Origin of the sequence: Rhodococcus sp. YL-1, from assembly GCF_001942025.1 — a bacterium.
GTDB classification, from domain to species: Bacteria; Actinomycetota; Actinomycetes; order Mycobacteriales; family Mycobacteriaceae; genus Rhodococcus_F; species Rhodococcus_F qingshengii.
Genome location: NZ_CP017299.1, coordinates 4,697,977 through 4,714,152, shown reverse-complemented (window position 1 = coordinate 4,714,152; position 16,176 = coordinate 4,697,977). Strand labels below are relative to the sequence as shown.

The 16,176-nt window shown below is 61.7% G+C and carries 17 protein-coding genes; 9 read left to right on the top strand and 8 right to left on the bottom strand.

All coding sequences use genetic code 11. The annotated features are described in order from the left end of the window. The first annotated feature begins 136 nt into the window (after nt 1-136). From BH682_RS21730 to BH682_RS21715, 4 genes are all read left to right on the top strand, one after another. A complete protein-coding gene (locus BH682_RS21730; RefSeq protein WP_007727672.1) occupies nt 137-1,030 on the top strand; it encodes a universal stress protein in 894 nt (297 codons plus the stop codon). A 176-nt stretch (nt 1,031-1,206) separates the two neighbouring features. Further along, nucleotides 1,207-2,247 carry an LLM class F420-dependent oxidoreductase gene (locus BH682_RS21725; protein WP_007727670.1) on the top strand — a complete coding sequence of 347 codons (1,041 nt, stop codon included), beginning with the start codon at nt 1,207-1,209 and terminating at the stop codon, nt 2,245-2,247. A gap of 358 nt (nt 2,248-2,605) precedes the next feature. Further along, nucleotides 2,606-3,499, top strand: coding sequence for a universal stress protein (locus BH682_RS21720; protein WP_003946389.1), 894 nt, complete (start codon nt 2,606-2,608; stop codon nt 3,497-3,499). A gap of 76 nt (nt 3,500-3,575) precedes the next feature. Next, a complete protein-coding gene (locus BH682_RS21715) occupies nt 3,576-4,214 on the top strand; it encodes a response regulator (protein ID WP_003946380.1) in 639 nt (212 codons plus the stop codon). A gap of 3 nt (nt 4,215-4,217) precedes the next feature. Here the strand turns inward: BH682_RS21715 and BH682_RS21710 are convergent, their stop codons facing one another. From BH682_RS21710 to BH682_RS21690, 5 genes are all read right to left on the bottom strand, one after another. Next, nucleotides 4,218-5,909, bottom strand: a complete 1,692-nt coding sequence (locus BH682_RS21710) for a sensor histidine kinase (RefSeq protein ID WP_042921348.1) — start codon at nt 5,907-5,909, stop codon at nt 4,218-4,220. A 27-nt stretch (nt 5,910-5,936) separates the two neighbouring features. Beyond that, nucleotides 5,937-6,632, bottom strand: coding sequence for a hypothetical protein (locus BH682_RS21705; RefSeq protein WP_075834065.1), 696 nt, complete (start codon nt 6,630-6,632; stop codon nt 5,937-5,939). A gap of 19 nt (nt 6,633-6,651) precedes the next feature. Then, nucleotides 6,652-6,984, bottom strand: a complete 333-nt coding sequence (locus BH682_RS21700) for a cupin domain-containing protein (protein WP_003946336.1) — start codon at nt 6,982-6,984, stop codon at nt 6,652-6,654. 84 nt (nt 6,985-7,068) lie between these two features. Further along, nucleotides 7,069-7,560 (bottom strand): dihydrofolate reductase, encoded by a 492-nt coding sequence (locus BH682_RS21695; RefSeq protein ID WP_047272583.1) that lies wholly within the window; start codon nt 7,558-7,560, stop codon nt 7,069-7,071. A 2-nt stretch (nt 7,561-7,562) separates the two neighbouring features. Then, nucleotides 7,563-8,363 (bottom strand): thymidylate synthase, encoded by an 801-nt coding sequence (locus BH682_RS21690; RefSeq protein WP_007727661.1) that lies wholly within the window; start codon nt 8,361-8,363, stop codon nt 7,563-7,565. A gap of 86 nt (nt 8,364-8,449) precedes the next feature. Between BH682_RS21690 and cobF the strand changes: the two genes are divergently transcribed. The 4 genes from cobF to BH682_RS21670 all read left to right on the top strand — a co-directional run bounded on the left by cobF (nt 8,450) and on the right by BH682_RS21670 (nt 12,559). After that, nucleotides 8,450-9,190, top strand: a complete 741-nt coding sequence (cobF, locus tag BH682_RS21685) for a precorrin-6A synthase (deacetylating) (protein ID WP_003946376.1) — start codon at nt 8,450-8,452, stop codon at nt 9,188-9,190. 76 nt (nt 9,191-9,266) lie between these two features. Beyond that, a complete protein-coding gene (locus BH682_RS21680; protein WP_223304416.1) occupies nt 9,267-10,433 on the top strand; it encodes a GGDEF domain-containing protein in 1,167 nt (388 codons plus the stop codon). A gap of 43 nt (nt 10,434-10,476) precedes the next feature. Further along, complete coding sequence (locus BH682_RS21675) at nt 10,477-11,652, top strand: GGDEF domain-containing protein (RefSeq protein ID WP_042449063.1); 1,176 nt, start codon at nt 10,477-10,479, stop codon at nt 11,650-11,652. A 40-nt stretch (nt 11,653-11,692) separates the two neighbouring features. Further along, nucleotides 11,693-12,559, top strand: coding sequence for an Fpg/Nei family DNA glycosylase (locus tag BH682_RS21670; protein ID WP_007727653.1), 867 nt, complete (start codon nt 11,693-11,695; stop codon nt 12,557-12,559). Here the strand turns inward: BH682_RS21670 and BH682_RS21665 are convergent. Further along, entirely contained in the window at nt 12,552-13,427 is an 876-nt protein-coding gene (locus tag BH682_RS21665; RefSeq protein WP_007727651.1) for a LysR family transcriptional regulator, read from the bottom strand. The genes BH682_RS21670 and BH682_RS21665 overlap by 8 nt on opposite strands. Nucleotides 13,428-13,499: 72 nt before the next feature. Here BH682_RS21665 and BH682_RS21660 point away from each other — a divergent pair, with 72 nt between their 5' ends. Further along, entirely contained in the window at nt 13,500-14,732 is a 1,233-nt protein-coding gene (locus BH682_RS21660) for an MFS transporter (RefSeq protein WP_030534893.1), read from the top strand. A 30-nt stretch (nt 14,733-14,762) separates the two neighbouring features. Here the strand turns inward: BH682_RS21660 and BH682_RS21655 are convergent, their stop codons facing one another. Both BH682_RS21655 and BH682_RS21650 read right to left on the bottom strand, forming a co-directional pair. Then, nucleotides 14,763-15,542: a DUF427 domain-containing protein gene (locus BH682_RS21655; protein WP_042449057.1), complete on the bottom strand. Its 780-nt coding sequence runs from the start codon at nt 15,540-15,542 to the stop codon at nt 14,763-14,765. 57 nt (nt 15,543-15,599) lie between these two features. Beyond that, nucleotides 15,600-16,076 (bottom strand): nitroreductase/quinone reductase family protein, encoded by a 477-nt coding sequence (locus BH682_RS21650; protein ID WP_003946395.1) that lies wholly within the window; start codon nt 16,074-16,076, stop codon nt 15,600-15,602. Nucleotides 16,077-16,176 lie beyond the last annotated feature (100 nt).

Genomic DNA, 16,176 nt, shown 5'->3' with positions numbered 1-16,176 from the left:
CTGCTAATTCTCCTATCCGTCAACAGTTTCGGGGACCTAAGTCCCCGAAATGAAGAGGGGGCGACCCCAAAAAAGCCGGACAAGTGGGATGGTTAGAGTGAAAGTGGCTCGGTTACTTCTTCAGGAAGGTGGGCACATGAGTTCACGCGAACATAACAGTGTTGTTGTCGGAGTCGAGGGTTCGGACACTGCGTCCACAGCGCTCCGCGAGGCCGCGAAAATCGCCGCCCAGCGCGAATTGCGACTCGACATCATCCACGCTCTCGACTTCGCGCCTTACGGTTTCGGCGGACCGTACGTCGACGCGGGTGGGGTGTACGAATGGGTCGAAGAGGCCGGAAAAGCGATCTTGGCGGAGGCGGAACAGTTCGCCCGTGAGATCGATCCGAAACTCGAAGTTCACACCGAAATCGCCATCGGCAGCGCAACTCAGTGGCTGATCGAGAGTTCGGCACAAGCCAGGCGGGTAGTCGTCGGAGCGTCGGCGTCAGGCAAGGCGGCGACAGCAGTCCTCGGCAATACCGCGGTCGGTGTGGCCAGTCACGGCAAGTGTCCGGTCATCGTCGTCCGAGACCGCGATGGTGCGGTGCCCTCGGAAGGACCCGTAGTGGTCGGCGTCGACGGCAGCGCATTGAGCGCCCAGGCCGTCGGTGCGGCTTTCGAGGAAGCGTCGTTCCGCGGAGTCGAGCTGGTGGCGTTGCACGTGTGGAGTGACCTCGGCAGTGCGGCATTCGAAGACCCGAGGGCCGCTGCGCTTGCCCCGCAGTCTCTCGAAGAGGAAGAGCACGCGGTACTCAGCGAGAGCTTGGCCGGATGGTCCGAGCAATACCCGGACGTGAAGGTCCGGCGCGAGGTATACCTCGACAACCCACGCGGACGGCTGCTGGACTGGTCGGCAAAAGCGCAGCTCGTCGTAGTCGGAAGCCGTGGTCGCGGTGGATTCCGCGGCATGTTGCTCGGCTCGACCAGCAACACCCTGATCGCTTCGGCCAAGTGCCCCGTCATGGTGGTTCGCCCCGAAGAATCCTGACCCTCGACAGGCTCTCCCACTGCCCCGTTCATTTCGGTCATCGAATATGAACGGGGTAGTCACATGAATGCGGACTCAGGTTCCGTAGTGTTCGATGTGAGTAAGTGTTCGATGGGAGTACCACTGCTCGTGTGCGCATCGCACACGGCAGCAATCGTCAGGATTGGGGTTACAACGTGCGTATCGGTATGGGTTTGAACTACAGCGGCGGGTTCGCCGAAACCGTCGAAGAGGTCGGTGACCTGGAGAAGGCGGGCCTCGACATCGCCTTCGTCCCGGAGGCGTATTCCTTCGACGCCGTCAGCCAGCTCGGTTACCTGGCGGCCAAGACGTCGACCATCGAACTCGCTTCCGGAATCTTTCAGATCTACACCCGTACCCCTTCGTTGACCGCCATGACGGCGGCGGGCCTGGACTTCGTCTCCAACGGTCGCTTCGTGATGGGACTGGGCGCTTCCGGACCGCAGGTGATCGAGGGGTTCCACGGCGTCAAGTACGACGCTCCGCTGGGACGCACACGTGAGGTCGTCGAGATCTGCCGTCAGGTATGGCGCCGCGAGAAGGTCGAGTACCAGGGCAAGTACTACCAGGTTCCCCTCCCCGCCGAGAAGGGCACCGGACTCGGAAAGCCGCTCAAGCTGATCAATCATCCTGTGCGTGAGCGCATCCCGATCCTGATCGCTTCGCTCGGACCCAAGAACGTCGAGCTGACGGCGGAAATCGCCGAAGGCTGGGAACCTATTTTCTTCCATCCGGAGAAGGCAGCAAGCGTGTGGGGTGAGCCGATCGCCAAGGGCAAGGCCAAGCGCGATCCGAGCCTCGGTGAGCTTCAGGTGTACGCGTCGCCGGCACTGGCCATCGGTGACGACGTCGACCACATGCTCGACTGGGTACGCCCGAGCCTTGCGCTCTACATCGGTGGCATGGGCGCCAAGGGCAAGAACTTCTACAACGATCTCGCGGTGCGCTACGGCTACGAAGAGGCCGCCGAGAAGATCCAGGATCTCTACCTCGCGGGCAAGAAGGACGAAGCCGCCGCAGCAGTGCCGGACGAACTGGTTCGCGCCGTGTCGTTGATCGGTCCCGAGAGCTACGTCAAGGAACGCGTCGCAGCCTTCGCCGAAGCCGGTGTCACGACGCTCAACGTCACGCCGTTGGCGGCCGACCGCAACGGCCGAGTGCAGCTGATCGAGAAGTTCCGCAAGATTTGTGACTGACCCTGCTGTGCGCCTTTATTAACCGCCGGCGGTTAACAAAGGCGCACAGCAGAGCGGGTGGTTCGGGATCTCCTGCGTACGAAACCCGATTTTGGGCGCTTGTTGACAGGACTTTTTTCACTTCTGACCGGTCGGGTTCTTCACCTAACGTGGATCGAGTAGCCAGGGTTTGCGTGCGAATCCGGCACCGGTGGCCTCGTTGACGCCCGAAAGGGATGTTGGCGGGGCCGTTGCCGCAGTCCACCCGAACACCCAATGTCCGATTCGGGACTCGCGTCGGCTGATGAATCCTTTTTGCCGTCATTGGGCAATAGTGTGAGGGCGAAGAGATTCTGTGGTCGATTGTGGAGGGACGAACATGAGTGCAACCAAACCCGTCGTCGTAGCGGTAGACGGTTCGGAATCGGCGTCGTCGGCTGTCGTCTGGGCGGCGAGGACCGCGGTGGCGCTCGGTCGACCGCTCCACATCGCGACGGTGGTGCACATCCCAGCCTTCTACTACTCCGAGCCTTACCTCGCCGAGAGCTTCAAGGACGAACTGCGGCGCACTGCCACCGCTCGTCTGGACAGCGCACAGATTCTCGCGCGGCAAAGCATCGACGACGACCTCGAGATCGTCACCGAACTACTCGACGGCAGCGTCTCCGATCGCCTGATCGAATTGTCCAAGGGCGCGTACATCATTGCGCTCGGCCCTCGCGGGCACGGCGAATTCACCGGATTGGTCGTCGGTTCTGCGACGGTCTCGGTTGTCTCGCACGGCGAATCTCCGGTTGCAGTTGTCCGAGGACGGACGCTCGACGGTCGGCCGCCGACCGAGGGCCCCGTCGTCGTCGGTGTCGATGGATCCGAAAGCAGCATCGAGGCAGTCGAGCACGCTTTCGAGCAGGCCTCCGCGCGGGGCGCCACCTTGATTGCCGTCAACGTGTGGAGCGACGTGAGTGTGCAGCCCTCGTTGGGCGCCACCCCCGACGACCCACTGTGGAGCAGCATCCAGACGGGTGAGGAAGTTGTCCTCGCGGAGCAATTGGCCGGATTCACCGAGCGTTACCCGGACGTCGTCGTCGAAAGAGTCGTCGCGCGTGACCGTCCCGTCCGAGTCCTGAGCGAATACGCGGAGACGGCGCAGTTGATAGTCGTCGGCAGTCGCGGGCGCGGCGGATTCGCAGGAATGCTCCTCGGATCGACCAGTCGGGCGCTCCTGCACACCGCGGATTGCCCGGTTCTCATCGTCCGGCACGTCAACAAGTGAAGAGAATGCATTCCATGAGTTCTGAGTCCACCGTCTCCGGTACCGTTCGACGTGAGATGTCTTTTGGAGGGGTTCGATGACAACGCGGATATTCCTGGTCGACGATCACGAGATCGTCAGACGCGGATTGTTCGACCTACTCGGTGGGGTCGAGGACTTCGTGGTGGTGGGCGAGGCGGCGTCCGTGGGGGAAGCGCTGGCTGCGGTACCGCAGAGCAACGCCGACGTCGCTGTTCTGGACGTACGCCTGCCTGACGGCAACGGCGTCGAACTGTGCCGAGAACTCCGCTCGATGCTTCCCGACCTCCGCTGCCTGATGCTCACGTCGTACGCCGACGACGAGGCGTTGCTCGACGCGATCATGGCGGGCGCCTCGGGATTCGTCCTCAAGCAGATTCTCGGAACCGATCTGGTCGCTGCAGTCCGCACAGTCGGGCGCGGCGGTTCACTGCTCGACAGTCGTGCAACCGAGGCGCTGATGCAGCGGATCCGCAGCGACCGTACAGCTGATCCGTTGGCCGAACTTTCCGATCAGGAGCGAGCAGTCTTCGACCTCATCGGAGAGGGGCTCACCAACCGGGAGATCGGCGCGCGATTATTCCTCGCGGAGAAGACGGTCAAGAACTACGTGACGCGTCTGCTCTCGAAGCTGGGCATGCAGCGTCGTACTCAGGCTGCGGTGCTGGCGACCGAAATCCGTAGCGGCAGTCGCTAGGATCTAACGACCGGATTTCGGTCGATTCGAGTTGGTGCGACCGAGCGGTACTCGCCAGAGCAGGCGTGCACCGCTCGGATCGTGATTGACGATCGTGCACGTACCGCCGCAATGTTCGGCGCGGCGCTCCAGATTGTGCAGTCCACTCTTGTGGAAGTCGGAGGGGAGTCCGACGCCGTCGTCCTCGATCGTGATCGCAAATTCGACGTCCGCGGTGACAGCGATGGTGATGTGGCGTGCGTGTGCATGCCGAAGGACGTTGCTCAACCCCTCACGCAGCACGGCTTCGGCGTGCTGGTGGATCCCGGGATTCACCAGAGTGTCGATGGCGCCGGAGAATTGGACGCTCGGGGTAACAGCGGACTGTGCGGTGGCGTCGCCGATGACATCGAGGAGGCGCCGGCGCAGGCTCGACGAATCGGTGGCTGTGGGAGTCTGCAGATCGAAGATGGTTGTCCGGATCTCGCGGACTGTCTTGTCGAGCTGTTCGAGGGATCGTTTGACAATCGCGCGCGCCGACTCCGGGAGGGTCTCGTCCGGAAGCGTGCTCTGCAGGCTCATTCCGCTCGCGAACAGTCGCTGGATGACGTTGTCGTGCAGGTCTCGTGCGATGCGGTCGCGGTCGGCGAGAACGGACAACAGGCGTTGCGCCTTTTGTTTCTCGTCGAACTCGATTGCAACGGAGCCGAGTTCGGCCATCGACTCGATCCGGGTCAGTTCGTCGTGATCCCAGTGCGTGTTGGTGGAATTCGACGCCACGATGACCGCGCCGACTACACCCGAGGCGACGCACATCGGTGCCACGACCGCACTCCCAGCCGACGGCACCAGTTCGGTGAGTGCGCCTAAAGTGGTGAGTACCTGTAGCTTTCGAGTGCTCCGCACCACGTCGAACGGATAAGTGGTCGCCGGGATTCTGACTCCACGTGACGTGGTCCGGGCGCTGGCCGCGGCGTGAACCTGTGCGTAGCCGTTCTCGCAGATCACCACGATCACGTCGTCGACGCCGGTCAGGTCCCGAACGCGACTGGCAAGAAGTTGCAGGCCGTCCTCGAGCGAGTCACCGGCCAGCAACCGCGAGCGGATGGCAGATGTTGCGGTGAGCCATCTTTCACGAGTTCGTGACTGCTCGAACAGTCGGGCGTTTTCCACAGCGATACCGGCTGCGATGGCGAGGGCTTCGAGAATGACCTCGTCTTCCTGGGTGAACTCGGCCTGTCCCCGTTTCTCGGTCAGGTAGATGCTTCCGAACACCTTTCCCCGCATCATGATCGGCGCCCCGAGGAAGCTCTCCATCGGTGGATGATTTGCGGGGAATCCCACCGATTCGGGATGGTCGCCGAGATGGGCCACACGCAAAGTCTGCGGGTGATTCATCAGAACACCCAGCACGCCATGACCTTCGGGGAAATGTCCCATGGTCGCGCGTTGGGACCCGGAGATTCCCTCGTACACGAATTCCGAGAGCCCGCCCCCCGGCGCCGCGACCCCCAGGGCGCCGTAGCGGCAATCCAGAACCGTTGTCGCAGAGGTGATGATCCGTTGAAGCGTCAGGTCGAGGTCCAGGCCGGAGCCGACCACCAGGACCGCCTCGAGCAGGCGGTGGAGTGTCGGTATGTCGGCATTGGAATCGCCCAGGCGGTCGAGCAACTCGCCGAACGTACGTGCCGGACTGTGACCCGAAGCTTCGACCATGGTCGAAGCATATCGCCTCACCGAACGTCAGCTCTCCCGGCGGCGACCTTCCCACCACGACGACCAGTGATGCTTGATCTCGTCGAACTCGTCATCGCTCAGGTCGTAGGTGGTCAGCAGGATGGACATGCCTCCGTCGGGCCGCTGCGCCGTCACCGACTGGGTGGCGACAGACAGCAGGCCAGGGCCGAGATCCTCGACTGTCAACCCGAATTGGTGGTCAGTTACGTAGTCGACGACGCCTTCGAAATAGTCGCCGGGAGCGATTGTCACCGCGTACCGACTTCCCGCTTCCAATTCGATTTTGGTGAGCCCGAGGACGCTTGCCACGTTCTCACCGGGGAGCAGAAGGCCGTCGAGATAAATGGTTTTACGCTCGGCCAGTCCGTGGTGCTCCACTGCGAATCTGAGCAACTGTAGGAATGTCGTCCAGCCCTCGGTGATGTCGTCGTACCAGTCGTCGTCGGCAGATTTGGCCGGCCGATCGATGCGGACGACCGTCTTGCCGTCCTGTTCGCGAAGTGAGAGACGGTCACCGTTTCCGAGTTTCAGCGTCAACGCTTCGGGGTCGGCCTCAGCGGTGGAGTAGATCTGGTTGATTTCGTCGTCGAGTCCGTCGTACTCCCAGCCGAACCAACGTCGAATCAGCGACGGGTCGCGCAGCGCGGGCCAGAGTACGGACGGGGCTGCGACGATGGACACTTCGATCACGGTTTCGCTCACGCGGAAGACGCTACCGATTTCAGCCCTTCATGGCGACGGTCAGTAGAAATGCAACGTCTTCGAGCGCTTCGACGCTGTGCCGGTCGGCCGGGACGGTCAGGAAATCACCCGTGGATCCTTTCCACTGGTCGCTCCCACATACAAGATTCAGCTTCCCGCTCAGGACCAACAATGTGGCTTCGCCCGGACTGTCGTGTTCGGCGAGGCTCTTGCCGGCGCTCAGCGCGATCACCGTTTGTCGCAGGCTGCGCTGGTGGCCACCGTAGACGGTTTGTGAACTGCGACCGCTGGTCGCCGAGCCCGCCAGTTTCAACTGTTGGCGAGCGAGAGCGGTCAGTGACTTCTTGTCCATCGAAGACCTCTCGGAAGCGGTGAATGTCCTTCTTGGAGTATGACCGACTCACTCGCGAGGTGCCTCGTTATCGGCGGAAGTCGGTCAGCGCGTGTACTCCAACCAGCGGAAGCGCAGGCCGCTCTTCTCCGAGGTCTGCCAGGGCTCGTCGGATTTCAGGTTCCATTCGGGGCCGATCTCGGGAGCAAAAGCATCACCGGCGATGTCGAGGTCGATCTCGGTCACCAGTAGATGCGTTGCGAATGGCAGTGCAGCCGAATAAATTTGCCCGCCGCCGACGACGAAGACGTCACCGTCCGGCAACGCCAGGGCGTCGTCCAGCCTGTGGACTACCTCGGCGCCTTCGGCGTGCCATTGCGGATCGCGTGTGACGACGATGTTCCGACGCCCGCTGAACGGACGGAACTTCGATGGAATGGAGTCCCAGGTGCGCCGCCCCATGATTACCGGATGGCCCATGGTGACGCGTTTGAAGTAAGCCATGTCCTCGGACACGCGCCACGGGATCGAGTTGTCGGCGCCGATGACGCCGCCGTGGGCCTGCGCCCAGATGAGGGTGACTGTGCGATCGGTCATCGTCAGACCGCTACCGGGGCTTTGATCGCGGGGTGGTGCTGGTAGTCGACGATCTCCACGTCCTCGAAGGTGTAGTCGAAGATGGAGTCGCGCTTGTTCAGCTTCAGGGTCGGCAACGGCAGCGGTTCGCGGCCGAGCTGCTCGGTCACCTGGTCGACGTGATTGTCGTAGATGTGGCAGTCGCCGCCGGTCCAGACGAACTCGCCGACGTCGAGTCCGGCCTGCTGGGCCATCATGTGGGTGAGCAGCGCGTAGCTGGCGATGTTGAACGGAACGCCGAGGAACATGTCGGCGCTGCGCTGGTACAGCTGGCAGGAGAGCTTGCCGTCGGCGACGTAGAACTGGAAGAAAGCGTGGCACGGCGCCAGGGCCATCTGCGGAATGTCGGCGACGTTCCACGCCGAAACGATGATCCGCCGCGAATCGGGGTTGGAGCGCAGAGTCTCGACGGTCTGCGCGATCTGGTCGATGTGCTCGCCCGAAGGGGTGGGCCAGCTACGCCACTGGACGCCGTAGACGGGGCCGAGTTCACCGTTCTCGTCGGCCCACTCGTCCCAGATGGAGACGCCGTGCTCGTGCAGCCACGCCACGTTGGAGTCGCCGCGCAGGAACCACAGGAGTTCGTTGACTATCGACTTGAGGTGGACCTTCTTGGTGGTGACGAGCGGAAAGCCGTCGGCAAGATCGAAACGCATCTGGTGACCGAAGATGCTGCGGGTGCCGGTTCCGGTTCGATCGGATTTGGCGGTACCCGTCTCCATGACGAGCCGGAGGAGGTCTTCGTAAGCAGTGGAGACAGTCACGGGAATCAGTCTAGGGCCTGCCCTGCTGTGCGCCTTTATTAACCTCCGGCGGTTAATAAAGGCGCACGGCAATATAGCCTCGGCACATGCGCGAACTCTTGGTGATCGGTATCGGTGCTGGTGATCCCGACCAGGTGACGGTTCAGGCGATCAAGGCTATGAACAGGGCCGATACCTTCTTCATCATCGGAAAGGGTGACGAGAAGCAGGCCCTGGTCGACTTGCGCACCGGCATTCTCGACGAGCACGTTCACCTCGACTACAAGGTGGTCGAGATCACGGACCCGCCGCGGGACCGAACCCCGACCGACTACGAGGGCGTCGTCGAGGACTGGCACGAGCGTCGGGCCGCGAAATTCGAAGCGGAATTCGCGGCCGAACCTGGCGTCGGCGCGATTCTCGTCTGGGGTGACCCTTCCCTCTACGACAGCACTCTGCGGATCGTCGAGCGCGTGCTCGCTCGCGGGAGAGTTTCGTTCGACTACTCCGTCATCCCGGGAATCACCAGCGTGCAGTCGCTGGCTGCACAACACCGGATCGTCCTGAACCGAATCGGCGAACCCATCCACATCACGACCGGCCGCAAACTGGCCGAGGGATTGCCCGACGGCGTGGACAATGCCGTCGTGATGCTCGACGCGCATTGCACCTTCACTCAGGTAAGCGAAAACGACGCCGAGATCTGGTGGGGCGCGTACCTCGGGACCCCGGACGAGGAGTTGATTTCCGGCAAACTGCGTGACGTCGAAGATCGGATCGTCGCTCGCCGGGCGGAGTTGCGTGAGAAGCACGGTTGGATCATGGACACGTACCTCGTTCGGCGCTGACAACCGACCCTGAATTTGCCGCCTCGATCCTGCACTCTTGATCCCGAACGACGGTCTGCGCACCTATGATCTGCGCATGACATCGTTCGGGCAGGACCGACTGCAGTCGATTCTGCCCGCGCCGCGTGGCCGTGAAAAATCAGCTGTGAAGTCGGCTTTCGACCTTCTGGTTCAGTGGTATCGGCGTCCTGATCAATTCGACAGTTTCAATCGATACCTCGCCACGAAGGGCCTGGAGCTAGCTGTCCGATTGCTGGTCATCGGCTCGCTGACGACGGTCATCATTGCGATGACTCTGCTGCGCTTCAGCGACGCGGGCGTGCACAACCACGTCACCAGCGTCGTCAACGCCGTTATCATCGCCGTCACGATTGCGGTGATCGTGCTCTTCTGCCTTCTGCCCGAAATCACGCGTCGGTGGTCGTACTTCTTTGTCGCCTACTGCGAGGTCGGCGTATTCGTCGGTGTGTTCTTGAACAACGACCCTTTCATCGGGTTGATCCAGTGTGTGCTCTTCGTACTGATCGGTGGTTACATCGCGTACTTTCACAACGCGAGACTCCAGGCGGTTCACATCGCGCTGTCCATCGTGGTTCTGGCAGTGGTCGGCCGAAAGGTTGCGGTCTACGCGGATCCTGCGTTGGCCACCGCACTGTGTCTGATCATCGCCACCGGGATCGTGGTCATCCCGTTCGCCTGTCAGTTCGTCCTCTCACTTCTCGGCTCCGACGCGGACAGTTCGGATGTGGATCCGTTGACAGGGCTTCTGAATCGGCGCGGGCTGCAGCGAGCTGTTGTCGAAATGGGGGCGACGGGGCATGCGTCGAGCAAGTCGTCGTATGTCGTCGCGATTGTCGATGTCGATTCGTTCAAGAGCGTCAATGACTCACAGGGGCACGAGGAAGGCGATCTCGTACTTCGCCAGATTGCTGATCGACTGCGGTGGTGCGGCGGCGAGAAGGCGCTCTTCGCCAGATTCGGTGGGGACGAGTTCGTGTTGGTAGACACGATAGACGTCGGCGCAGCGCCTGCGTTCGAAGACAATCTGCGAAGGCACTTGCGAATCGACGATCGTGATCCGGTAGTGACCACCAGCGTCGGAGTCGCGATCACCTCTGCCGAATGGTCGTCGATTATTTCCGACGAGGAGTTGACGGAACTGTTTCGAGTAGCCGATGCCTCGATGTACCGCGCGAAGGCCGCCGGCGGCGATCAGGTTGTGATGTGGGACGGCAAACAGTGAAAATTGTCTGATTGCGGGGAGTTGACTGGATTACCCTGACACTATGGAATCTGCCGAGAGTGTTGAGCGTTCGGACGCCGTGGCGTCTCGACGACCGCTCTCGGGTCCCGCGTTCCGGCTGATCTCTTCTCAACTTGTCGATTGGTATCGGCGTCCGGACCAATTCGACACCTTCAATCGCTATCTCGCGGACAAAGGGTTGACCGTCGCCTCGCGGTTTCTCGTCGTCTGCTCGTTGGTACTGGTCACCGTGATCATGTTCCTCACTCGCTTCAGTCCACAGGGACCGACCACTGCGCACGCGCGCTCCGCGAACGCAGTCATCATGGTCATAACCGTGATGATGGCCGTCGCCCTCTCGACGAGGCGAAATCTCTCCCGTTCCTGGTCTTACGCCTTTGTGCTCTACTCGGAAGTGGGAATAGCGGCCGCAATGCTGCTGTACTCCAATCCACTTGCAGCACTGGCACACGCCGTGATGTTCTCGGTGATCGGCGGATACATCGCGTTCTTCCACAATGCTCGAATACAGAGCCTTCACATGTTGTGGGTATTCGTCGTGGTCATCGGCATCGTGACACGTACGGCAGTGGTCGAAAACGATGTGGATGTTCCGGTTCTGGTCGCGTTGGTAGTACTGGTCGGCGCGGCAATCTACGTGATTCCCTTTGCCTGTCAGTTCATTTTCTCCATCCTCGGCACCGACGCGTTGAACTCGCAATTGGACCCACTGACGGGACTGCTCAACAGGAGGGGACTGGCCGACGAAGTACGACTGTTGCTGGAGCGGTCGTACACGCACTCGGCGCTCTTGGTAGTCGCCGCCGTCGACATCAATCGATTCAAGGCCATCAACGACGAGTACGGACATACCGTCGGTGACGCTGTGATCGAAAAAGTCGGATCGAGGCTGGTCGAATGCGCCGGCCCGGCGGCCTTGATCGCACGGATAGGCGGCGACGAGTTCGTCATCGTCGATTCGGTCGATCAACGCTCGTTCCATCGACTCGAACATGAGCTACTCCGTTCGACGATCACCTCGCCCGATCATCCCGAGGTGGCGATGAGCGTCGGAATCGCGAAGATCGCAGGGCCTTTCGAATCAGCGGATGATGCGCTGGTCGCCTACCCGACTCTGCTGCGGCGAGCGGATCGGGCGATGTACTCCGCGAAGGCACGCGGTGGGCATTCGGTGGTGCTGCAGACGGAAACGGACTGAGCGCGCTGTGAGTGTCCGTGGTCGGCGTTAGTCTGTTGCCATGCCTGAACTACCCGAGGTGGAAGCGCTGGCAGGGTTCCTTCGTCAGCACGCGGTCGGCGCAGTGGTGGGACGCGTCGACATCGCTGCATTGAGTGTGCTCAAGACCTTCGATCCGCCGATCACTGCTCTGCAGGGGCGTGACGTCACGGGCGCCGCCCGCTTCGGGAAGCATCTGGCTCTGGATTGCGACGGGTTGTGGTTGGTCACGCATCTCTCCCGTGCCGGCTGGATGCGCTGGCTGGACAATCCATCGGCGACGCCGCCGAAGCCGGGGAAGGGGCCGTTGGCGCTGCGCGTTCATTTCTTCACACCCGAAGGGTTGACGCCGGCATTCGATCTCACCGAAGCCGGCACCAAGAAACGCCTCGCCGTCTGGGTCGTGAACGATCCGCAGGAGGTTCCGGGCATCGCCCGGTTGGGGCCGGACGCGATGGCCGTGACCGAAGCCGAGTTCGCACAGATTCTGGGCGGAACGTCGGCGCGGATCAAGAACTCGATAGTCGAGCAGTCGTTGATCGCCGGTATCGGGAACGCGTACTCGGACGAGATCCTCCACACCGCGAAACTCTCGCCTTTCGCGACCTCGTCGCGGCTGACGCCGGATCAGATTTCGACGCTGTATGCCGTGATGCGATCCACGCTGGCCGACGCGATCGAGCGTTCGGAAGGTCAGGACGCGGCCCGGCTCAAAGGTGAGAAACGCTCGGGGATGCGAGTGCATGCTCGTACCGGACTTCCGTGCCCGGTGTGCGGTGACGTCGTACGCGAAGTGTCGTTCGCGGAGCGTTCTTTTCAATACTGCGCGACGTGCCAGACCGGCGGTAAGCCGTTGGCGGACAGGCGAATGTCGAAACTGCTCAAGTAGCGAACTGTGCTGCGAGTAGTTCGACGAACTCGCGGGCGAGTGCCGACGAATGGGTGGGTTCGGTGATTGCGTGGACGATCCGATGCGGCGCATCGGTGATCGGAATACAGACCAATTCGGGGTGCAGGGCGCTCATGGACTGGGGGAGCAAACCTACGCCCAGGCCGTTGGCGGTCAGTGAACAGATCAGGTCTACCGAGTTGGCTTCAAGTGTTTTTCCCCGAGGGACCTGTGATTCGGCGAAGGCTTGGTCGGTTTGGACACGGGCCTCGCTGCCGGAGGCGAAGTCCACGAGAGTGTGATCGCGTAGGTCTTCGAGCCTGATCGACGAAGCCTGGGCAAAGGGATGGTCAGGAGCAACGAACGCTGCGGTGGGTTCACTCCACAGCGGTGCGGCGGCAAAGCTCTTGGGTAGGCGACCTGCGGCCAATCCGACAATGCCGACGTCGATTGCACCGGACCGGACTCCCTCGATAACTACTTCACTGCCGTACGGTCGCGCGGTGATGTTGATTGCAGGGTGGCGCCGTGTCAGATCTGCCAGGGCGCGTCCGACGTCGACGCGCCCCGCCGAGGTGATGGTGCCGACCGTCAACCGCACTTGCTCGTTGCTCCGTGCCGAGACATCACTGACGAGTCTCGACACGGCGCCGAGTACCTCGCGGGAGCGGGCGACAAAAACCTCGCCTGCAGCAGTCAGGCCGACGTTTCGGCTGTTCCGGTTGAACAATTCGACTCCCAGTTCCTTTTCGAGGTCTCTGATCTGGGCACTCAAGGCGGACTGGGAAACGTGCAACCGCGACGCTGCTCGGCTGAAGTGTCTGTCTTCCGCGACTGCCAGGGCGTAGCGGATGTGACGTAGTTCCATTACACCAATCTATCGTTTCTGGAGATAGATCATGCATATCTATCTATTGGACGCGCGTCGGTGTAGGCGGTCATGCTTGACGACATGATTTCAAGCGACGCGCGTCCGAGGCTCGGACTACCGATAGTGCTGCTGATGGCTGCGGCGACGGGCCTGTGCGCGGGCGGTAACTATTTCAACCAGCCACTCCTCGATTCCATCGCAGATCACCTGAATGTGTCGGCCTCCGCAGCGGCCGCGACGGTGACCATCGCGCAGGTCGCGTATGCACTCGGATTGATACTTCTGGTTCCGGTGGGCGACATGGTGGACCGACGCAAGCTGACGGTAGGGCTCATGCTGCTGGCGGCGACCGGTCAAGCGGTCAGCGGATTTGCGCCCAACTTTGCCACGCTGGCAGTGGGAATCGCTGTCGCTGGCGTCTTTTCGGTCGCCGCCCAGGTGCTCATTCCGTTTGCCGCCTCACTGGCCGAACCTGAGAGGTCCGGTCAGGTGGTCGGCACGATCATGAGCGGACTGCTGATCGGAATCCTGCTGGCGCGCAGCGTTGCCGGCGTCCTCTCCGGACTGGGAGGTTGGTCGACGGTATACAAGGTTGCGGCGGTGCTGATGGTGGTGATGGCCGTGGCATTGTGGCGATCTCTGCCTTCCGATTCCGCAGATCGCCCGAAGGCAAGCTACCGCGCAACGCTCGCTTCGGTAGGGAAGTTGGCTGCGACCTTGCCGCGCCTGAGAACCCGATCGGCCATGGGCGGACTGGCTTTTGCTGCTGTCAGCACCGTCTTCACGACGATGGCCTTTCTTCTGTCCGGCGAATTCGGCTACAGCGACACTCAAATCGGCTTGGTCGGACTACTCGGTGTGGCGGGAGCTTTGATGGCGACGGTGGCGGGCAGACTGGCCGATCGGGGATTGGGTCAGCTGGCGACCGGCGGCGCCATCGCGATTCTCTTGGTGTCGTGGCTTCCCTTTGTCGCCGGTGCCACCCACGTGGTGTGGTTTCTCGTTGCCATCGTCCTTGCCGACCTCGCGCTGCAGGGAGTGCACGTCAGCAACCAGAACGTGATCTACGCCCTTGTCCCCGAAGCGCGTTCGCGTGTGAATTCCGTGTACATGACCACCTACTTCGTCGGTGCTGCCGTGGGCTCGGCGGTGGGGTCAGTGGTGTGGAAGTCGTACGGCTGGAACGGAGTATGCATCGCTGGGTTGGTCTTCTCCGTTGCAACGGCGATGGTGTGGGTGCATGATCGCCGACTGGAGACGGCTGAACTGCGAATCCCGCAATCCCCTGTTGCAGTGGGGTAGGCACCCACACCTTCTCGGCTCCAGCACCTTTCAGATTTCGGCACCGTCCACCAGGATCTTGCCGACGCGTTCGGGATAGAACGACACGTGGTCGTCGATCCCGGACGCTTCGGCGGTAGTGAACGGATAGAACCACGCCAGATCCTCGATCGGAGCGAGTTCGGTTGTGCCGGTGAACGACAGATACGACGCAGTGCCCTTGTAGGGGCAGGCCGTGGTGGTCGGGGACGGCGCAAAGTACTCGCTGTGAACGTCGATTCTCGGAATGTAGTACCGCGTGGGCAGTCCGGTTTCGAAGAGCAGTCTGGGTCGTCTCGTCTCGGCGACCAGTACGTCGCCGACAAAAACCTGGACGTGGCGGGACGAGGGGAGTGCGTCGATACGTACGTATGGATCGCGGGCGTGGACAAAGACCTGTTGATCCTCCTCGTACCAGGCGTCCATGCGATCCCAATAGAATGCGACGTACTCACTCAGATCCAGGGAACCGTCGAACTGTTCAGGGTAGGTCCAGACGGCGTCCTCGGCCCGGCGATCCCCGATCTCGATCGTCCAGTAGGTGGCGTCACCTTTCCATGGGCAATGGGTGGTCGTCGACGTCGGGACGAGGAATTCGGTACGAACGTCCGCGAGGGGGATGTAGTACATCGGCAGGCGGCCGCGTTCGAAAAGGTATACCGAACGAGTGGTGTCTGCGACGGCGTGACCAGCGAAGAAGGCTCGAATTCGGCGGGGGTTCGGCTCCAGTGCGATCCGCCCGTTGGAAGCTGTGATCTGTGTGTCTTCTGCGTGAGTCAGTGCTGTGGACATTCGCGAATGCTCCTGAGATCGGCAGGGTGGTCCTTCCCATCCTGCGCCCGGCAGCAGTTATTTGACAGGTTGGAGTCGAAATACGCGGATCTGGCGCCCGAATGCTCGATCGGCGTAGGTTTCGTACGGCGGCCACGTGGTGGTCGCGAGCTCCCACAGTTTCTTACGCGTGGCGCCCTCCGCCAGACTCGCACCGACCGGTATTTCGACGCCCTTCACTGTCACGATCGCGGTGGGGTTTGCCATCAAATTGAGTGTCCATGCTGGATGCGTATCCTGCCCCCAGTTCGAACCGACGACGACAAACGCATCGCCGTCGGGTGCGTACAGGAGTGGCGTGGTTCGAGAACGGCCGGTCTTACGGCCCGTCGTGGTGAGCAGTAGCTGAGTCACGGTGTTCTCTCCGACCAGCGAGAGCTTGCCTCCCGACACTCTCTGCACTGCTCGATCGAGCGGAACCAGATCCTTGCCGAGATCCGAGAACCATTGTGTATGGCCGACATTGCGCATCAATGACCGGTAGATATTGCGCATCGGACCCCTCGCATTCTCGGCACTGTTTCGAGGCTGGTGCACCTCGACTCGGAAGAGTCTGCCACGTCAGGTCACAGATACCTGAGTCCCAAGGTCCCGA